This is a genomic window from Variovorax paradoxus (genome assembly GCF_009755665.1).
Lineage (GTDB): Bacteria > Pseudomonadota > Gammaproteobacteria > Burkholderiales > Burkholderiaceae_C > Variovorax > Variovorax paradoxus_G.
Genome location: NZ_CP046622.1, coordinates 5,025,001 through 5,042,578 on the forward strand (window position 1 = coordinate 5,025,001; position 17,578 = coordinate 5,042,578).

At 66.8% G+C, this 17,578-nt stretch carries 15 protein-coding genes; 7 read left to right on the plus strand and 8 right to left on the minus strand.

Annotated features, from left to right (window positions below):
- Window positions 1-367: 367 nt before the first annotated feature.
- Together GOQ09_RS23480 and GOQ09_RS23485 are read left to right on the plus strand one after the other, a co-directional pair.
- Window positions 368-2,275, plus strand: coding sequence for an ATP-binding cassette domain-containing protein (locus tag GOQ09_RS23480; RefSeq protein WP_157616102.1), 1,908 nt, complete (start codon window positions 368-370; stop codon window positions 2,273-2,275).
- 92 nt (window positions 2,276-2,367) lie between these two features.
- Complete coding sequence (locus GOQ09_RS23485; protein WP_157616103.1) at window positions 2,368-4,101, plus strand: phospholipase D family protein; 1,734 nt, start codon at window positions 2,368-2,370, stop codon at window positions 4,099-4,101.
- Between the two features lie 24 nt (window positions 4,102-4,125).
- Here the strand turns inward: GOQ09_RS23485 and GOQ09_RS26570 are convergent, their stop codons facing one another.
- The 4 genes from GOQ09_RS26570 to GOQ09_RS23505 all read right to left on the minus strand — a co-directional run bounded on the left by GOQ09_RS26570 (window position 4,126) and on the right by GOQ09_RS23505 (window position 9,085).
- On the minus strand, window positions 4,126-5,034 hold the full coding sequence (locus GOQ09_RS26570) for a copper chaperone PCu(A)C (protein WP_157616104.1): 909 nt from the start codon (window positions 5,032-5,034) through the stop codon (window positions 4,126-4,128).
- Window positions 5,035-5,071: 37 nt separating this feature from the next.
- Window positions 5,072-7,354, minus strand: a complete 2,283-nt coding sequence (locus tag GOQ09_RS23495) for a TonB-dependent receptor (RefSeq protein WP_157616105.1) — start codon at window positions 7,352-7,354, stop codon at window positions 5,072-5,074.
- Between the two features lie 115 nt (window positions 7,355-7,469).
- Window positions 7,470-7,841: a DUF2946 family protein gene (locus GOQ09_RS23500; RefSeq protein WP_157616106.1), complete on the minus strand. Its 372-nt coding sequence runs from the start codon at window positions 7,839-7,841 to the stop codon at window positions 7,470-7,472.
- An 11-nt stretch (window positions 7,842-7,852) separates the two neighbouring features.
- Window positions 7,853-9,085: a TraB/GumN family protein gene (locus tag GOQ09_RS23505; RefSeq protein ID WP_157616107.1), complete on the minus strand. Its 1,233-nt coding sequence runs from the start codon at window positions 9,083-9,085 to the stop codon at window positions 7,853-7,855.
- A 64-nt stretch (window positions 9,086-9,149) separates the two neighbouring features.
- Here GOQ09_RS23505 and GOQ09_RS23510 point away from each other — a divergent pair, with 64 nt between their 5' ends.
- Complete coding sequence (locus tag GOQ09_RS23510) at window positions 9,150-9,563, plus strand: VOC family protein (protein ID WP_157616108.1); 414 nt, start codon at window positions 9,150-9,152, stop codon at window positions 9,561-9,563.
- A complete protein-coding gene (locus tag GOQ09_RS23515; RefSeq protein ID WP_157616109.1) occupies window positions 9,560-10,771 on the plus strand; it encodes a toxin-antitoxin system YwqK family antitoxin in 1,212 nt (403 codons plus the stop codon). Before GOQ09_RS23510 ends, GOQ09_RS23515 begins: the two co-directional genes overlap by 4 nt.
- A gap of 27 nt (window positions 10,772-10,798) precedes the next feature.
- Here GOQ09_RS23515 and GOQ09_RS23520 read toward each other — a convergent pair whose 3' ends face one another.
- Genes GOQ09_RS23520 through GOQ09_RS23530 form a run of 3 tightly spaced genes read right to left on the minus strand, consistent with a single transcriptional unit; the run spans window position 10,799 to window position 13,793 of the window.
- Window positions 10,799-11,773 carry a Bug family tripartite tricarboxylate transporter substrate binding protein gene (locus GOQ09_RS23520; RefSeq protein ID WP_157616110.1) on the minus strand — a complete coding sequence of 325 codons (975 nt, stop codon included), beginning with the start codon at window positions 11,771-11,773 and terminating at the stop codon, window positions 10,799-10,801.
- Window positions 11,774-11,778: 5 nt separating this feature from the next.
- Window positions 11,779-12,009 carry a hypothetical protein gene (locus GOQ09_RS23525; RefSeq protein WP_157616111.1) on the minus strand — a complete coding sequence of 77 codons (231 nt, stop codon included), beginning with the start codon at window positions 12,007-12,009 and terminating at the stop codon, window positions 11,779-11,781.
- Window positions 12,006-13,793 carry an FAD-dependent monooxygenase gene (locus tag GOQ09_RS23530; RefSeq protein ID WP_157616112.1) on the minus strand — a complete coding sequence of 596 codons (1,788 nt, stop codon included), beginning with the start codon at window positions 13,791-13,793 and terminating at the stop codon, window positions 12,006-12,008. Before GOQ09_RS23530 ends, GOQ09_RS23525 begins: the two co-directional genes overlap by 4 nt.
- Window positions 13,794-13,875: 82 nt before the next feature.
- Between GOQ09_RS23530 and GOQ09_RS23535 the strand changes: the two genes are divergently transcribed.
- Entirely contained in the window at window positions 13,876-14,655 is a 780-nt protein-coding gene (locus GOQ09_RS23535; protein ID WP_157616113.1) for a helix-turn-helix transcriptional regulator, read from the plus strand.
- A gap of 28 nt (window positions 14,656-14,683) precedes the next feature.
- Here the strand turns inward: GOQ09_RS23535 and GOQ09_RS23540 are convergent, their stop codons facing one another.
- Window positions 14,684-15,775 (minus strand): fumarylacetoacetate hydrolase family protein, encoded by a 1,092-nt coding sequence (locus GOQ09_RS23540; RefSeq protein WP_157616114.1) that lies wholly within the window; start codon window positions 15,773-15,775, stop codon window positions 14,684-14,686.
- A 133-nt stretch (window positions 15,776-15,908) separates the two neighbouring features.
- Between GOQ09_RS23540 and GOQ09_RS23545 the strand changes: the two genes are divergently transcribed.
- Together GOQ09_RS23545 and GOQ09_RS23550 are read left to right on the plus strand one after the other, a co-directional pair.
- Complete coding sequence (locus tag GOQ09_RS23545) at window positions 15,909-17,120, plus strand: DUF3108 domain-containing protein (protein WP_157616115.1); 1,212 nt, start codon at window positions 15,909-15,911, stop codon at window positions 17,118-17,120.
- A gap of 97 nt (window positions 17,121-17,217) precedes the next feature.
- A complete protein-coding gene (locus tag GOQ09_RS23550; RefSeq protein ID WP_093017097.1) occupies window positions 17,218-17,529 on the plus strand; it encodes a BTH_I0359 family protein in 312 nt (103 codons plus the stop codon).
- Window positions 17,530-17,578: the final 49 nt, after the last annotated feature.

The following is a 17,578-nucleotide window of genomic DNA, read 5'->3' on the forward strand; positions in this document are numbered from 1 at the left end:
TAGTCTATCACGGTTTTTTAAGTACCGTCAAACTTTTTTCGCTTTCCACACCTTCTTGTCGCACCCCGCAACCTTCGCTGCGAGACGCTGAAGCTGCTTCAGCGGAGCCTTCGATTATGCACTGCTTTTTCAAACCGCGTCAACTTCGAAGAAGATTTTTTCGACTTCCTTCTTCTTGCGACCCGCCCCTTCAGGGCAGTTGCTTGAAGCGCTTTGCAGCGTTGTCAGCCGAGCCCACGAGTATATGCCAAATTCTGGGCGCTGCAAGACTGCAGTGAACAATATCGCCGTCGGAGCCTTTCCTTGCTTGGGCGGCGCTTCGCGCCGCCCAAGCAAGGAAAGGAGCACCTCCGATAATCCACACCACATGGCACTCATCACACTCCTCGACGCCCAACTCGCGTTCGGTCACGTCCCGCTGCTGGATCATGCGGACTTTTCTCTTCTTGAATCCGAGCGCATCGGCCTGATCGGCCGCAATGGTGCGGGCAAGTCTTCCCTGCTCAAGATATTGGGCGGACTGGAGAAGACCGATGACGGCACGCTGCAGATGCAGCAGAACCTCCGGGTCGCCTACGTCGCCCAGGAACCCCAACTGGATATGGATGCGGATGTATTTACCGCCGCCAGCCAGGGCCTGGGACCTGTCATCGCCATACGGGATCTCTATCTCTCCGGTGCGGACGGATTGGACCTGGACGCTCTCCAGTCCCAGATAGAAGCGTTCGACGCCTGGAACTGGGAGCAGCGCGTAGAAGAAACACTGCATCGCCTGCACCTGGACCGCAATGCCCGTGTCGGCTCTCTCTCCGGAGGAACCCGCAAGCGTGTCGCCTTGGCGCAGGCCCTGGTAGCCGCACCGGATGTTCTTCTATTAGATGAACCCACCAACCACCTGGACCTGGACTCCATCGAATGGCTCGAGCAGTTGCTGATCGATTTCAAGGGAAGCGTGGTCACGGTGACCCATGACCGCAGCTTTCTGAACCGCGTTGCGACCCGCATCGTGGAGCTGGATCGGGGCAAGCTGGGCTCCTACCCCGGCAACTTCGAGCAGTACCTCTTGCAGAAGGAAGAGCAGCTCGCCCAGGAAGCCATCATCAGCGCCAAGGCCGACAAGCTGCTGGCGCAGGAAGAAATCTGGATCCGCAAGGGCGTGGAAGCCCGCCGCACCCGCAGCCAGAGCCGCATCAGCCGGCTCGAAGCGCTGCGGGCAAGCCGCGCCGCGCGACGGGAAGTCCAAGGCAGCGTCAACATGGACGTGGCCTCAGGGCAATCGAGCGGCAAGATCGTGGCCGAGCTCACCGATGCGACCAAATCCTTCGGCGAGAAAACAGTGATCCGCAACTTCACCGGCACCATCCTGCGCGGCGACAAGGTCGGCCTGCTCGGCCCCAACGGCGCCGGCAAGACCACGCTGCTCAAGCTCATCCTGGGCGAGCTGGAGCCCGACAGCGGCAAGATCCGCCGCGGCACCAACCTCCAGGTGGCGTACTTCGATCAGATGCGCGACAAGCTCGACCTCGACGCCACGCTGGAAGACTTCATCAGCCCGGGCAGCGAGTGGATCGAGATCGGCAGCCAGCGCAAGCACGTCAAAAGCTACCTTTCCGACTTTCTCTTTTCTCCCGCGCGCGCCAACTCCCCCGTGCGCTCGCTCAGCGGCGGCGAGCGCAACCGGCTGCTGCTGGCCCGCCTGTTCGCGCGCCCGGCCAACGTGCTGGTTCTTGACGAACCGACCAACGACCTGGACATCGACACCCTCGAGCTGCTCGAAGGCCTGCTGCAGGACTACGACGGCACCGTGTTCCTGGTCAGCCATGACCGCACCTTCCTGGACAACGTGGTAACCAGCACGATCGCCTTCGAAGGTGACGGCCGCTGGCGCGAGTACGAAGGCAGCGTGCAAGACTGGCTGATCCAGTCGAAGCGTGCCCGCGAGATTGCCGAACAGCGGCAGGCCGCCAGCCCTCCACCGCCGGCCCCTGCTCCCGCCCCGGCACCGGCTTCAGCCGAGCCGGCCACCGCGCGCTCCACAGCTCCCCGCAAGAAGCTCAGCTACAAGGAGCAGCGCGAGCTCGAAGCCCTCCCCGCGCAGATCGAAGCCCTGGAAGCCGAGCAGAAACGCATCAGCGAAATGCTCGAGCTCGACGGCGGCGCGATTTATGCCACGGACGCCTCGCGCGCCGCCGAACTGAGCCAGCGCCACGCGCAGATCGACGACGAGTTGCTGGCCGCACTGGAACGCCAGGAAGAATTGTCCGCCGGCCGCTAGTTCGTTAGTTCTACACAGAACCGTCCCGCCGTCCCACGCCGGGACGGCGCCGACTGAGCTATATATGCGGCTCCACGTTCCTGGAAAGCCGCATGTCTTCCATCTTCGCGTTCTTCGGCCGGTCCGTCGTGCTCCTGGCCATCGTGCTGCAAGGCGCCTGCGCGCAACTGCCGCAGCACGTCGACAGGCCGGTGTCCACCGCACTTCCCTCGCCGAACGGCAGCCCGCTGGAAGCCTTGGTCCAGCAGCGGCGAAAAGCCGATGCAGGACGTTTCGAGTCGGGCTTCCTGCTGCTCGGAGGCCCTCCGGCCGCTTATGGCAGCCGGCTTGCGCTGATCGAAGGCGCGCAGAAAACGCTCGACCTGCAGTACTACGCCATCCATGCCGACGCCAGCACCGGCCGATTGCTGCGCGGCATCCGGTCGGCGGCGCAGCGCGGCGTGCGTGTGCGCATCCTGCTCGACGACCTTCACAGCACCGGCCGGGATGCGCTGGTGCTGGGCCTGGCCTTCGTGCCGAACATCGAAATGCGGCTGTTCAACCCGCTCGCGGGCTCGCGCGGCTCGTCATTCGCACGTCTCCTCAATTCGGTCGGCGACGCTTCGCGCATTCAGCAGCGGATGCACAACAAGCTCTTTCTTGCCGACAACGTGCTCGGCGTGACCGGGGGCCGCAACCTGGGCGACGCCTATTTCGGCAACGCGCTGAAGGGCAACTTCATCGACGTCGACATCCTGGCGGCCGGCCCCATCGTGCAAGACCTGTCGCGCAGCTTCGACAGCTACTGGAACAACGAACGCGCCTATCCCGTGCAATCGCTGGTCAAGCGTGAAGAGCTGAAAGCCATTCGCGAGCGCGCAGAGCAGGCGGACCGCGAGCTGGCCGACGAATCGACCCGTGCGCAGAACGCACCGCCGGCACCTGCCAACGGTGAGCCGAAGCCTGGCACCGCCCCCACTTCCGCGCAAGTCGCCCGCGCCTGGGACGAAAAGCCGCTTGATCTGAAGACCGCCCGTTTCGTATGGGCGCCTGCGGTCATGCTCGCCGATCAGCCCGGGAAGATCCCGGCCGACAAAGGGCCTGACCAGGCAAAAGCGCCCGGCCTGGTGGTGAGCCACCCCGGAGATGCGGCCGGTTCGTCGCGGAGAGCGGCATCGCTCCAGGCCAGTTCCGACCTTGCCGCTGGCAGCGAGACAGTGGTGGAAGGCTTGCTGCAGCTGATCGGGCAAGCGCGCAGCGACCTGCTCATCATTTCGCCGTATTTCGTGCCCGGCCCCGACATGAAGCAAGCCTTTGCGGCGGCGCGTGGGCGCGGAGTTCGCATCAGGGTGCTGACCAATTCACTGGCTTCCAACGATGCACCGGTGGCGCACGTGGGCTATGCGCGCCACCGGGAAGACCTGCTCAAGCTCGGTGTCGAGCTCTACGAACTGCGCAGCGAGCAGGCCGGCGTGAGCAACGCATTCGGCTCTTCAGGGAGCGGCAATCTCGGCGAATCTCGCGCCATGCTGCACTCGAAGGTGCTGGTGATGGACGGCCGGCTGCTGGTGGTCGGATCGATGAATCTCGACTTGCGCTCGCAATTGCAGAACACCGAAATTGCTCTGCTCGTACGAAGCGCCGAGCTCTCCCGCGCCGCCTCCGAGCAGATCGAGCGCGGCATGCGCGAAGGCTCGTGGCGCGTCGAGCTGAACGACGGGTCACTGCTCTGGCGGGCGCCCCAAGGCAGCGGGCTGAAGGACACCTCGACCGAGCCCGACGCCAGTCTGACCCTGCGCCTGCTGCTCAGGATGTTCGGTCCGCTGGCGCCCGACCAGTTGTTGTAAGTGCCCTCCGCCGGGGGCCGGCGCTCAGTGCTTGTGCTGATGAGCCGGTGCAGCCGCATCGGCACCTTCCGGCGCGCCCACCGGCAGCTTCAGGTCGAGCGAAGTCTTCTGGCCCTTCGCATCCTCGAAGCGGAGCGTCACCGGGACGGTCGATCCCTTGGTCAGCGGCTGCTTCAGGTCCATCATCATCACGTGGTAGCCGCCCGGCTTGAGCTCGACTGTCTGGCCCGCGGGAAGGTCAAGGCCGCCCGGCAGCTCACGCATCTTCATGGTGTCGCCTTCCATCTTCATCTCGTGCACCTCGGCCACGCCGGCCGCCGGCGTCGCAATGCCGACCAGTTTGGTGCCCGTGGGCGCAGTGAGCTTCATGAAAGCACCCGTGCCGCTCTGGCCCGGCACCGACTGGCGCACCCAGCCGTCGCGCACGTCGACCGTGGCCACACCCTGCGCCACCACGTCGAGCTTGGCGGCGGGCGTCTTGAGCCCCGCGGTCGAGCTGCCCGTTGCGGGCACGTCGGCCCAGTCGATGCTGCCCACGTCGCAGGTCTGCAGCACCTTGAACCACAGCGGTCCGGGCGTGCCGGGCACCTTGCCGCGCAGCACGAATTCGGCGCGTTCGCTGGCGGGCAGCGCCGTTTGCGCACTTTCGGCAGTCCAGCGCACCTCGCCGTCGCCGGCGTTTTTCTGCACGTCGAGCTTCCAGCCCTTGCGCGCCTGCGCGTCGCTCAGAACAAATCCCTTGGGCAGGCGAACGGCCAGGCCCGTGGTGGCCTTGGCGCCCTCGCAGGCGTGGCCCACGCGGAAGGCGGCGTTGTAGTCGCTGCCGACAGTCGCTGCGCCCCGTGGCAGGGTGACGTGGGCAAAGCCGGTGGTCGCGCTTGCCAGCATGGCACATGCGGCAACGGTCTTGAGGGTGATGCGCGGGTGGTTCATTGATGGAACTCCTTGAAGAAATCGAAAAAAAAGAAAATCAGAGGTCGAACTTGAGCTCGGCCACGAAGGTGCGTTGCGTATAGGGGTGAAAGGCCCAGTACTTGTTGTTGTTCAGGTTGTCGATGCCCACGGCGGCGCTCCATTGCCGGTCGAAGCGGTATCGGATGCGCGCGTCGACCACGAAGAACTTCGAAAAACCCATGTATGCCGCGCCGTTCGTGTCGCTGTTGTCGAGCGTGCCGTACTGCTTGCCGCTGTAGCGCGCGCCCACCGTGTAGCTCCACTTCGCGTCGGGCCGGTAGGTGGCAAGCAGCGTGGCACGCACCTTCGGCACGCGCGGCTGGTCGCGCCCCACGCTCGCGGCAAAGCCGCTGTTGGCGGCAATCTTCGACCGGGTCAGCGTGAGGCTGCCGCCCAGGTCCAACCCCTTGATGCCGACATCCACCGCATTCAGCGCCACCTCCAAGCCGCGCGTGCGAATCGCATCGACGTTCTGCACCGTGCTCACCAGGTTGGTGAGCGCTTGGCTATAAAGCGCGTCTTTCGTGTTCTCGAAGAACAGCGAGGTGCGCAGCACGCCGTCCACGCCCCAGCCCTTCAGGTCGCGCTCGGCGCTGAGCTCAGTGGTCCAGGAGCGCTCCGGCCGCAGGTTCGGGTTGGTATTGACGATGCGGTTGCCTTCGATCGACCCCTGGTAGAGCTCGCTCACAGTCGGCATGCGCACCGCGCGGCCGGTCGAAGCCTTCAACAACCAGTCGGGCGTGGCTTGCCAGGCAATGGCCGCCTTGGGCGAGTCGTAGCTGTTCTTGCGCGGCGCAAAGTCGAGCAGCCTCGTCGCATTGCCGAGCTGGCCGCCGTAGGCTTCCCATCGCTCGTGGCGCAGGCCGAGCGTGGTCTTCCATTTCTCGGCGAAGCGCCAGGTGTCCTGCACATAGAGCGACTGCAATCGCGTGTTGCCGTTGAAGGCGGAAAACGGCGCCGCCACCGGCCCATCGATCCAGTCGAGCGTGTTGCCGACGCTGGTGCGCAGCCGCGCCGTGTCCTGCTGAAAGCCGAAGTCGACCACATGGGCGCCCACGCCGTCAGCGGAACCCGTGGGCCGCCACGTGCCCGCGGCCTTGAAGGTATGCCAGCCGGAACCGCCCATGTCTGTGGTGCGCCCGGGGCCGCCGTTGAAGGCGCCCGGCAGAGGTGTGGTCGGCGTGCGCGAGGTGTCGCTCGCATAGTCGAACAGGCTCGCAGCCACCTCCCAGTCGAACACGCCGCCGGTATGGCTCTTGACCGAGAGGCCATGCATGTAGTGCGTGAGCGCGGTCTCCGTCGGCGCCAGCGCGGCGCTCGGCGCATCGAGGTTGTAGCTGCGCCCGGCGATGTTCACGCGCCCTGAATACACGGGCCGGCCGAGCGTATCGCGCAGGTAGGTGTCGACGCTGCCGTGCGTCGTGTTGTTCCACGCGCCAAGGGTGTAGGTCGCGCGCACCGTGGGCGAAAAGTCGTAGGCCACCTTCAGCTTGGCCTGCTCCTGCGTGGTGTCGTAGATGGTCGAGCCGCCCACCAGCCACCATGGCTGGTTCGATGGGTTCAGCCCCAGCACCGCGCCGGTCACCGGTGTGCCCGCATTGCCCACCGTACCCGCGCTCACCAGCCGGTTGCCGAACACCAGCGCCTGCCCTTTGCTGTGGGTGCGCGAGGCGCTGAGCCACCAGGACCAGTTGCCGCTGCGGCTCCCCAGCGACAGGTCGAGCTGCTGCCCGGCGGGCGACGAGCGGCTGTTGTACAGGTCGAAGTTCGAGGCAAAGCCGCTGAGCTTCACGTGCGCTTCGAGCCTGGTGGGCATGCGCGTCACGTAGTCGACCACGGCCCCGACCGAGTTGCCCGGGTAGGCGGCGGAGAACGGGCCGTACAACACGTCGACCCGCTCGATTTCTTCGGGCGACACCATGCCCCAGCGCGGCGCGTAGGTGGCGCCGTTGCCCAGCGGGTTCGACAGCATGATGCCGTCGGCGAACACCAGCGAGCGAGCACTGTTGCCCGTGCCCGAGGCGCGCGTGGCGAGCACCGCATGGTTGAAATCGCCGATGTAGCGCTTGCGCACCACAAGGCTGGGCAAGTATTTGAGCGCGTCTTCGCTGTCGGTCGCGTTGACCGTTTCGGAGATCTGCTCGCTCGTCACGCCCTCGATGGTGGCGGGAATCTGCGTCGGCAGCGAGGTCGGGCGGCCATCGCTGACCGTGACGGTGCCAAGGGTGCGAACGCCGCCACTCTCGGGCGGCTCGGGTGCGTCTTGCGCCCACAAGGGCGCCCCGAAGGGAAATGCCATGGCAATCGCCAAGGCGCGGGAGTGCTTTTTCACTGGGAACCTGCTCCACGAACTTCAAGCCAGACAGGCCGCACGCACCTGTCGATCGGCGCATGCGGCTACGGTTTTGAAAGCTTCAGGAGAAGGTGGGCGGCCCGCGCGCCGGCAATGGCGCGGCGGTGGCCGCGGCAAGGCGCGCGGCGGGAATGGACTGGACCACGCGGCCCAGCGGCAAGGGAAGATCGAAACCGGCGGGGTCCGCCGAAGGCGGCGGTGCGCCGGTCAGCACGCACAGCGGGCAGTCCATGTGCGAGGCGCCCATTTCCTGCACGCCGTCTTCGGTGTGGACCACCACCTTGACCGAGCCGACGCTCGAGCACACCAGCTCCACCGCCTGCGGATGCACGATGGGCGACGCCACCGCCGCGCCGAGCGAGAGCACGAACCACAGCAGCACCCATCGGCCGACGAGGCCGAGGAAGCGGGGGTGGTTTCGCAGCAGGCGCATGGTATTTGCGATTATCGGCGCTGTTTGGCCTTCGTGGCCGGTGCGCGTTGCGCGGGCTTGGTGTTGCCTTTGGAACCCTTGGCACTGCTGCTCTTGGCGGCCTGGTTGCCGCGTGCGCCGCGGGCGTCACGGGTGTTGCGGGCATTTCGGGCGCCCCGCGCGTTCCGGCCTTCCGCCTTGGATGGCGTCGCGGCCGGCGCTGCCGGTACCGCGAGCGGCGGCTGCGCAGACAGCGGTACGGCGGCCACCTTGAACCCCCGCGCCGCCAGCAGCGCAGGGAGCCCCTGCGGGCCCACCATGTGCAGCGCCCCAACGGCCGCGAACACGCGCCGTCCGCCCACGTGCATGCGCTCGATGCCGTCCGCGAGCCCCGGGTTGCGGTCGTCGAGAAGGCGCTTCATCAGCCGCCGTTCGGCCGGCGTGTTGACGCAGTTGCACCATTCGGGATAGCGGCCCAGCTTGTCCAGATCGCCGCGGGCCCAGACTTCGGCCAGTTCTTTCATCTGCGTGCGCAGCTGGCCCGATTCCAGTTCGTCAAGGGCGGCATCGATCTGTTCCGCCTCTTCGGCTTCGGAATCGCCCGTGAGCATCTTCAATTGGGAGGCCGCGCTTTCCAGCGCGAACACGGGCTTGCTGCTGTTCCGCGCCGAAACGGCCAGCGTTTCGTCAACGCCAAATTCCGGGTACAGGCCGTCAGCGCGCGCCACCAGGCCCGCCAGCGCCGTGACCTGAAGAATGGGCTGCAGCCCCGCCATGGTTCCGGACGGCACGCAGGCCGCCTCGTTCTGGCGCGCCAGCCGCTGCGCGCGCTCGCCGCTCAGCAGCCGCGCCACCAGGGCCGGGTCTGCCGGCTGAGTCATGGCGCGCATGGTCGCCGGATCGCGCGCGTCAAGCTCCAGCGCGAGCGCGTCGCTTTGCTCCAGCGCCCTTTGCACGGTGGGACCCGGCCGCACCCACTCGGCCCGGCCGAGATGAATGGTCCCGTAGAGCCACGAAGTCCGCCCGTCCCGGTCGGCACGCCACAGCAGGCCCCGGTCGACCGCATTCCACTGGCCGACCGCGGAGCCCGGCTTGCCCAGGCTGGCAATGGCCGAAGGCGGGCAGGCGGCGTGCGCCGCGGCTGCAAGAACCGAGCAGGCGCCCGCCAGCGCAAGGCGCGGCAGGCAAGAAAGAAACCATGAACGCGCGGGCGCCTTCAAATCGAAACTGCGCCCAGGCGCAAAGAGGGTCCGGAGTATCCGCAAGGCTTGCTCCACGATGAAAGAAAGTCCGGCATTCTCACAGCACCGCTGCCCATAATCCGGAACCATGCAGAGCATCTTCCATCTTGCCTTTCACGTTCGCGACCTCGACGCGGCCCGCCGCTTCTACGGAAATGTCCTGGGCTGCGCCGAAGGCCGCAGCACCGACACCTGGGTCGACTTCGACTTTTTCGGCCACCAGATCTCCCTGCATCTTGGCGAACCCTTCGCCACCACGCGCACCGGCCAGGTCGGCAATGCCATGGTGCCGATGCCGCATTTCGGCATCGTGCTCGCATTGCCCGACTGGCAGGCGCTCGCAGAGCGGCTGAAAGCCGCAAAAACCGACTTCGTGCTGGAACCCCAGGTGCGTTTCGAGGGGCAGCCGGGCGAGCAATGGACCATGTTTTTCTGCGATCCCTTCGGAAACCCGATCGAGGTCAAGGGATTCCGTTCGCTCGCCGCGCTGTACGACAAATGATCCACCGGCGTAGGGCCGCTCCGAACCGGCTCGCAGCCTTTTTCGCTGGGCCCCGCGCGCCTGCGCTGCGCGCCGCAACAGCGGCCTTGTGGCTCTTCACGCTCTTTACCGCCGGCAGCGCGCACGCCGCGATCGACTGCGAACTGAACGGCCGCCGCGTGAACCCCTCCGACGGCAGCACACTCCTCGGTGCGACAGGACTCATGCGTTGCAAGGACCGGGCGACCGGCGAGCCGCAGCGCGAACAGCAGGTGCAGAACGGCGCCTTCACCGGCCTGGCGCGCTTCTATGAAAAAGGCAAGCTCGCCAGGGAGCACATCCTCAACGCCGGCGGAAACATCCACGGCCTCGCCCGCGAGTACGGGCCCGGGGGACAAGTCTTGCGCGAGGCCACTTACGACGACGGCCAGGAGCGCGGGCTGGCTCGCAGCTTTTATCCCGGCGGCCGGCTGCGCCGCGTCACTTTTTACCCCAGCACCGGAACCGACCGCGCCTTCGTAGAGTTCACCGAGCGCGGCCAGTTGTCCGCGCTGCGCTGCGGCGAAGCGCCCATGCTCGCGCCCGTGGCCGACGACGCCCGGCTGTGCGGCTTCACCGGCGGGCCCTCGCAGGTCCAGCTGTTCGACGAGCGCGGCTCCTTGCGTTCGCGGCTGTCGTACATGCTCGGCAAGCGCGTGCGGTCGCAGGACTTCTACGACAACGGCAAGCCCTCGGTGCAAGACGAGATCGCAGGCAACCAGCGCACCGAACGCCACTTCTCATCCGAAGGGGTGAAGCGCCGCGAAACCATGTGGCTGCTGGTCGAACGCAGCGCGGTGCGGCAACGCGAGCAGGAGTTTTCGGAAAAGGGCTCGCTGATCCGCGACCAGCGCTGGAACCCCGCGGGCGAGCCGGTGCGAGACGACAGCTACTACCTGCATGGCCAGCCCCGCAGCAAGTCCGCCTACAGCGGCTCCGGCGATGCGCGCGCGGTCGAGATCACCGAGTTCTACGAGAGCGGCCAGCGTGCCGCGCATGGACGCTACCGAGTGGCGGGCCGCGGCCGGCAAGTGCCGGTCGGCAAGCACCAGCGCTTCAGCGAAAAAGGAACGCTGCTCGCCGAATCGAGCTTCGATGCCCGGGGCCGCGTGACGCGCGAGCGCAGCTGGGACGAAAACGGCCGGCTGCAACGCGACGAGCATGTCCTGGAAGACGGCTCCAGAAAATAGCCCGCCCTTGCGAAGCGCGTGGCGAACTCAGTCCAGCTTGATGCCGGCCTGCTTGATGATCGGGCCCCAGCGCTTCGACTCGGCCCGCGCCAGCGCTTCGAACTGCGCCGGCGTGCCCGGCATGGCTTCCATGCCGAAATCATCGAACCGCTTTTGTACCGCCGGCGTGCCGAACGCGCGGTTCAACTCGCCGTTGAGCTTGGCCACCACGGCGGGCGGAAGACCGGCCGGGCCCAGCACGCCCTGGAACGCGAACACCTCGGTATTGGGCACGCCCACTTCGGCCAGCGTCGGCACGTTGGGCAGCAGCTTGTTGCGGGCGCCGGAGCCGATGGCCAGCACGCGCACCTTGTTGCCCTGCATGATCGGCAGGCCCGAGGCCAGGTCCAGGAACATGCACGGCACCTGCCCGCCCATCACGTCGGCCATGGCCGGGGCGGCGCCACGGTAGGGAATGTGCGTGATGAAGGTGCCGGTGCGAACCTTGAACATCTCCATGGCCAGGTGATGCGGCGACCCATTGCCCGGCGAGGCGTAGTTGACTTTGCCCGGATTCGCCTTCACATACGCCAGGAACTCCTTGAAGTTCTTGGCCGGAAAGTCCGGATGCACCACCAGCGCCAGCGGAAACTTGCCGATCGCGCCGACATAGGTGAAGTCTTTTTCAGGATTGAACGGCAGCTTGCCGAACAGGTGCTCGTTGAAGGCCAGCACGGCGTTGTCCGCCGACATCACGGTGTAGCCGTCGGGCTTGCTCTTGGCGACCAGGTCTGCGCCGATGTTGGTCGAAGCGCCGGGGCGGTTGTCGACAACGATCTGCTGGCCCAGGGTCTGGCGCATGGCCTCGGCGAGCGTGCGCGCAATCACGTCGGTGCCGCCGCCCGCGGGATAGGGCACCACCCACTTGATGAGTTGCGAGGGATAGTCCTGCGCGCGGGCGAACGGGGTTGCGGCCATGGCAGCGCCCGAAGCGAGCGTGGCCAGAAGAGTGCGGCGGTCCATGTGGATCAGTCTCCGGTTTGTTGTGATTGGGTTGCGGACAGCGATGGTACGGGCAGCGCGTCCAGCGCGTCGGCCAATGCGCGGCGGCAGCGCGCCTCGTCGCCGACCTGCTCGAACAGCAGCAGCGCGAGCCGTGCGAGAAACAGCGATTCCCGCTCGGTGCCGGCTTCGGTGATGGCGCGCGCGCATTCCGCGTAGATGCGGTCCCGCGCGTCGGGGGCGAGCAATGTCGTCATGCGGCAATCTCCTTGAAAGCGGCGGCGGCGCGGTGCAGCGCCTCGGCCAACGCGCCGCTCGGCAGGTGTTGCCAGCGCGCGGCCACGTGGCCGTCGGGCCGCAGCAGATAAAAGGCGCCGTCGCGTGCGCCCAGCGCCTCGAACACCGCTGCATCCGCATGCGCATCGGCGCTGTCGATGCCCAGTCCTCCGATGGTGCGCACCGCGAACGGCAGATTGCCGCGCAGCGCGTGAGCCACCTCGTCTTCGGGCAGCAAGGCGGTGGCGGCTTCAGGCCGCAGCACGAGCAATGTGAAGACCGGGGCGATCCAATCGGTCAGGTGCCCCTGCTCAAGCTGCTGCTCAGCCATCACCTCCCCGGGCAACGGGCCTGCCGCCAGCACATCGCCTTCGCTGGAAAGCGCCGAAGCCGCGTAGCGCACGGCTTGCGTCTGCCGCGGATTGATCAGTTGCGCAATGCCGCGATGTGCCTCCGACAGCGAGAGCGCCGCTTCGCGCATCAGGTCGAAGCCGCGCGAAGGCGGCGACATGAATTCGGTGCTGCGCATCGCGTTCTCGGCATTGACGTGAAAGGCCTCGATGCGCTCTTGCGAATACGAGTCGAGTAGCGCCGCGTCCGAAAGACCGCGTGCCACGAGCGCCAGCTTCCAGGCCAGGTTGTCGGCATCGTCGAAGCCCGAATTGAGGCCGCGCACGCCGAAGATGGGCATGGCATGCGCTGCATTGCCGGCGAAAAGAACGCGGCCCTGTCGGTAGCTCTCGAGCGTCATCGCGCCCGCACGGTAGACCGAGGTCCACACCGTCTTCCACGGCAGGTGGCCTTCGCCGATGGCGTCCAGATGCCGCTGCACGAACTCGGCCACCGCGGCGGGCTTCAGCGCCTCTTCGGTGCTCTGGCCGGCGCGCAGTTGGTAATCGATGCGCCAGATGTCGTCGGGCTGCCGATGCATCAGCACGGTCGAGCCGGGGTTCCACGGCGGATCGAACCACGCGCGGCGCTCGGTCGGATGTTCGCTGTGCAACTCGATATCGATGATGACGTAGCGGCCTTCGTAGCCCGTTCCCTCGAGCGAAAGCCCCAGCGATTTGCGCACGAAGCTCTGGCCGCCGTCGCAGGCCGCGAGCCACTGGCCTTGCATGCGGTAGGCGCCCTCCGCGTTGCGCACCTCCAGCGTCACGCCATCCTCATCTTGCGCAATGCCGGCGAGTTCGGTGCCCCAGCGGATGTCGATGAGCCCCGGGGTCGCCTCGTTGCGGCGGAAGATTTCTTCCAGCAGGTAGTGCTCGGCGTAGTACTGCTCGAGGTTGATCATCGGCGGCAGCTTCTGCCGCTCGTCGTGCGGCATCTCGAAGCGGAACACCTCCGCCGTCTTGTAGAAGCTGCGCCCGCCGGTCCACGGCAGGCCCTTGGCCATGAACGCCGGAAGCACGCCGAGCCGCTCCATGATTTCCAGGCTGCGGCGCGAGATGCAAGCCGCTCGGCTGCCCACGCACACCGTGTCGTCGGCCTCCAGCACCACGCAGCGCACGCCGTGATTCGCGAGCCCCAGCGCCAGCGCCATGCCGACCGGCCCGCCGCCCGCAATCACCACCGGATGGCGGCCCGGCTCCATGCCGCCCTGCTCCAGTGGCGGCGTCCACGACTTGTAGCGCGTGTAGTGAAAGGCACCGACCGAAGGCGGCAGCCCGGTCGCGCTGGGCGTCGGCGGCACGGGGCCGCTTGCGGCATCGGCGGCAATCGCGCCGGGTGCCGGCGCGTCGGCCGCAATGGTGGGGTTGGTCATGCAGCGGGATTGTCCCGATGCGGGGCCACGTCTGTTGTCATAACTTTGGACGACGTATTTACCCTGAGTCTGGTCTGCTCCCATGAGACGCTGGCGCATTCAACCCGTTGCCGACGCCGCACTGTCCGCGGCCATCGTCCGCGACGTGCTGGCGGGCATCGGCACGCCGCATCTGGCAGCCAGTTGCCTTGCGGCCATGCACCGCGTGATGCCCGTGACCTTCTGCACCGTGTTCGCGGTCGATGCCACCGGCCGCATCGAGGCCGTGTCGGCTGCCAGCAGCTACGGCACCACGGCCGAACGCACCACAGAGCGCTACGTGGCACAGCGCTTCGACCTGCTCGATCCCAACATGACATGGCTCGCGAAGCGCAAGCTTCCGAAGCGCGCGCAGCTGTGGCTGGGGCACCAGCGCGCCGAGGAGGTGGCCGACCCCGCATACCGCGCCGTCTGCTACGGCGACGTGGGCATTCGCGAGCGCGCGTCCGTTCTGCTGCTGACGCCTACCGGCCAGCGGGTGGCGGTGAGCTTCTACCGGAGCCTCGCCCAGGACGAGTTCGATGCCCGCGACTTCGCGGCGATCGAGAACCACGCCACCCTGCTGGCCGAGGCAACGATGGCCCATGGCCGCAGCACGGCGGCTGCGGGGGCAACGGTGGTGCCCTCCCTGGCCTCGCGCCTGCTGACCTTGAGCCTGCGGGAGCGGGAAGTCATCGGGCACCTGATGGCGGGCAGCACCGCCAAGCAGACGGCGCGCGAAATCGGCATCGAACTGACAACGGTGCGCACCCATCAGTACCGGGCATTCCGGCGGCTGGGCATACGCACGCAGAAGGAGCTGCTGCGCGCGGCGGCCCCATGAGACTCGAAACCGCCGTACGGCCTGGTGCCTAGTCTTCGGCCTGCTCTTCGGTCGTGCCGGCGGACTGGTCCGCCTGCGAATTGACCAGCGACACCGGCGCCACCTTCGGCCGCCCCGCCACCGACACCACCTCCTGGTCGATCGCGCCGAACAGCGAGCGGCCGTCGAGCCCCTTCATCTCGATGCGGATCGTGTCGCCGAACTTCATGAACTCGGTCACCGGCTCGCCGCCCTGGATGGTTTCGATGCAGCGCTTCTCGGCGATGCACGAATAGCCCTTGGGCCAATCCATGCGGCCGTTCTTTTCCACGCCCTTGTTGCTCACCGTGCCGCTGCCGACGATGCTGCCGGCGCGCACGTTGCGCGTCTTGGCGATGTGGGCAATGAGCTGGCCGAAGTGAAAAGTCATCTCCGGCCCGGCGTCGCACATGCCGACCTTGCGGCCGTTCCAGCTGCTTTGCAGCGTGAGTTGCACGCGGCCGTTCTGCCAGGCCTCGCCGATTTCATCGAGCGTCACGGCCACGGGGCTGAAGGCGGTGGCGGGCTTGCTCTGGAAAAAGCCGAAGCCCTTGGCAAGTTCGGCCGGGATCAGGTTGCGCAGGCTCACGTCGTTGGCCAGCATCACCAGGCGGATGCCGTCGAGCGCCTGGTCGGGCGTGGCGCCCATCTTCACGTCGCCGGTAACCACCGCGATCTCGGCCTCGAAGTCGATGCCCATGGCTTCGCTCGGCACCACGATGTCGTCGGTCGGGCCCAGGAAGTCGTCGCTGCCGCCTTGGTACATCAGCGGGTCTTGGTAAAAACTTTCAGGCACTTCGGCGTTGCGCGCCTTGCGCACCAGCTCGACGTGGTTCAGGTACGCCGAGCCGTCGGCCCACTGGTAGGCGCGCGGCAGAGGCGCCATGCACATCGAGGGATCGAACGGAAAGGAATGGCGCGCCCGGCCGTTGTTGACCGCGTCGTACAGGTCCTGCAGCTGCGGGCTCATGAAGCCCCAGTCGTCCAGCACCTGCTGCAGCCGGCTGGCAATGCCGGTGGCGTAGTGGGCGAGCGTGAGGTCGCGCGAGACGACGACGAGCTGGCCGTCGCGCGAGCCGTCCTTCAGGGTGGCGAGTTTCATGGTGGCAAATGCGTGATGAAGGACACGGCGCGAACACGAGGGCCGGCGCCGCGCCCACTAAACTGGGTGAACGGGCGGCAGTGTACCGAGGTGCTCCTGGTGAACCTCGGCGCCGGCGCTCACTCCACACCTCATGCCGACGCTCGCCGCCTCCCCGTTCCCGTCCCTTGCGCCACCGGCACGTCCGTCGTGGCGGGCGCTGGCCGGGCTGACGCTGGCGGTGGGGCTGGTTCATGTTCTGCTGCTGGGGCTGGCGCCCACGGCCATCGGGCCCGATCCCTCGCCGCTTGCGAACAAGTTCACCACCCGGACCATCGTGATCGCGCCGCCCGCTCCGGAAAAACCCGCCGCGCCCGCTGCCGCAGCAGCCGCCCCGGCTGAGGCCAAGCCGCCGCCGCCCGCCAAACCTCGGCGGCCGCGCGAGCCTTCCAGGCCCCGACCAGCAGCGGCGGCGCCCGAGCCTATGCCGGTCCCGGCGCCCCAGGTTTTCGAAGAGCCTCCACCAGAAACGCGTGCTCTCACGGCGCAGAACGCTATAGATTCAGGAGCAATCACGCCCGAACCGCCGGCAAGCGCCCCGGCAGGCGCTGCACTGGGTGGCGCGGGCAGCACAAGCAACGCCGGCATCGGGGACGGAGGAGCCGCGGGCGCCGCGAGCGCAACGGCCGGCAATGTCGTCGGCCCGGAGGCGTTGCGCATTCCCGGCTCGGTCAAGCTCGCCTTCGCTGTCACCGGCCAGCAGGGCGCCTCGCCGATGCAGGGCGTTTTCGGCGACCTGGCCTGGCTGCAGGACGGCAGCAGCTACGACGCGCGGCTTTCTCTCAAATTCCTGTTCAGGACGATCCGCAGCCAGCACAGCACCGGCAAGATCGGCCCCACCGGCATCGAGCCGGACCGCTTTTCCGAGGCCCGCAAGGGCGAAGTGGCTTCGCACTTCCTGCGCGACCAGGGCCAGGTGATGTTCAGCAACAACGCCCCCAGCGTGCCCCTGCTGCCCGGCGCGCAAGACCGGCTCAGCGTGGTGATGCAGCTCGGCGGCATGCTGGCGGGCGACCCGGGGCGCTATCCGGCCGGCAGCCGCATTTCAATCCAGACGATCGGCCCGCGGGATGCCGGCGTCTGGGTCTTCAACATCGAAGGCGAAGAGCAGATGACCGTGCCCGCCGGTGACTTTGCGGTGCGAAAGCTCACGCGCAGCCCCCGGCGCGAGTTCGACGACAAGATCGAGATCTGGCTGGCGCCGGCCCTTGGCTACCTGCCGGTGCGGATGAAACAGACACAGGCCAACGGCGACTTTGCCGACATGCAGTTGCGCGAATCCCTTCCGGCGGGGCCCTCGAACTAGCCCGAAAGTGCAGGAAACAAGCATAGGAATTAATGCGTTTTCTCTACAAAAAGACAACCGAGCTTGAAACTGGCGCGTTGATTGCTATCTAACCTCCATGAATGCCATCGACATCCTCACAGGCCCAGCAATGAACATGCTCTATGACTCAGAGTCCTTCGTCGTCGTGCACGTGCAGCCGAACGAAAGCGACACACCCGCCCAGCCCAATGTGCCGGTTCTGGAACGCCACGGCTTCGAGATCGTAGACAAGCGCTCGGGCAAAGAGGTTTACCTCGACGGCTCGTGGGCCGAACTGTTCCAGCAGCAAATTGCCGCCTGGCAGCTCAATACGCCCACCCAGGAAGAGGTCGAGGACACGCTTGAAGGCTATGCCGAGCTGGCTCACACGCCGGTGCTGGTGCACTGAGCCCCTGCCGCCCCGGATGAGAAAGCGCCTTTTCAGGCGCTTTTTTTGC

Coding starts and splice junctions, on each gene's coding strand:
- GOQ09_RS23550 (WP_093017097.1), top strand. CDS start 17,218: ATGAATGCCATCGACATCCTCACAGGCCCAGCAATGAACATGCTCTAT.
- GOQ09_RS23520 (WP_157616110.1), bottom strand. CDS start 11,773: ATGGACCGCCGCACTCTTCTGGCCACGCTCGCTTCGGGCGCTGCCATG.
- GOQ09_RS23495 (WP_157616105.1), bottom strand. CDS start 7,354: ATGGCATTTCCCTTCGGGGCGCCCTTGTGGGCGCAAGACGCACCCGAG.
- GOQ09_RS26570 (WP_157616104.1), bottom strand. CDS start 5,034: ATGAACCACCCGCGCATCACCCTCAAGACCGTTGCCGCATGTGCCATG.
- GOQ09_RS23540 (WP_157616114.1), bottom strand. CDS start 15,775: ATGAAACTCGCCACCCTGAAGGACGGCTCGCGCGACGGCCAGCTCGTC.
- GOQ09_RS23535 (WP_157616113.1), top strand. CDS start 13,876: ATGAGACGCTGGCGCATTCAACCCGTTGCCGACGCCGCACTGTCCGCG.
- GOQ09_RS23525 (WP_157616111.1), bottom strand. CDS start 12,009: ATGACGACATTGCTCGCCCCCGACGCGCGGGACCGCATCTACGCGGAA.
- GOQ09_RS23500 (WP_157616106.1), bottom strand. CDS start 7,841: ATGCGCCTGCTGCGAAACCACCCCCGCTTCCTCGGCCTCGTCGGCCGA.
- GOQ09_RS23480 (WP_157616102.1), top strand. CDS start 368: ATGGCACTCATCACACTCCTCGACGCCCAACTCGCGTTCGGTCACGTC.
- GOQ09_RS23485 (WP_157616103.1), top strand. CDS start 2,368: ATGTCTTCCATCTTCGCGTTCTTCGGCCGGTCCGTCGTGCTCCTGGCC.
- GOQ09_RS23515 (WP_157616109.1), top strand. CDS start 9,560: ATGATCCACCGGCGTAGGGCCGCTCCGAACCGGCTCGCAGCCTTTTTC.
- GOQ09_RS23510 (WP_157616108.1), top strand. CDS start 9,150: ATGCAGAGCATCTTCCATCTTGCCTTTCACGTTCGCGACCTCGACGCG.
- GOQ09_RS23545 (WP_157616115.1), top strand. CDS start 15,909: ATGCCGACGCTCGCCGCCTCCCCGTTCCCGTCCCTTGCGCCACCGGCA.
- GOQ09_RS23530 (WP_157616112.1), bottom strand. CDS start 13,793: ATGACCAACCCCACCATTGCGGCCGACGCGCCGGCACCCGGCGCGATT.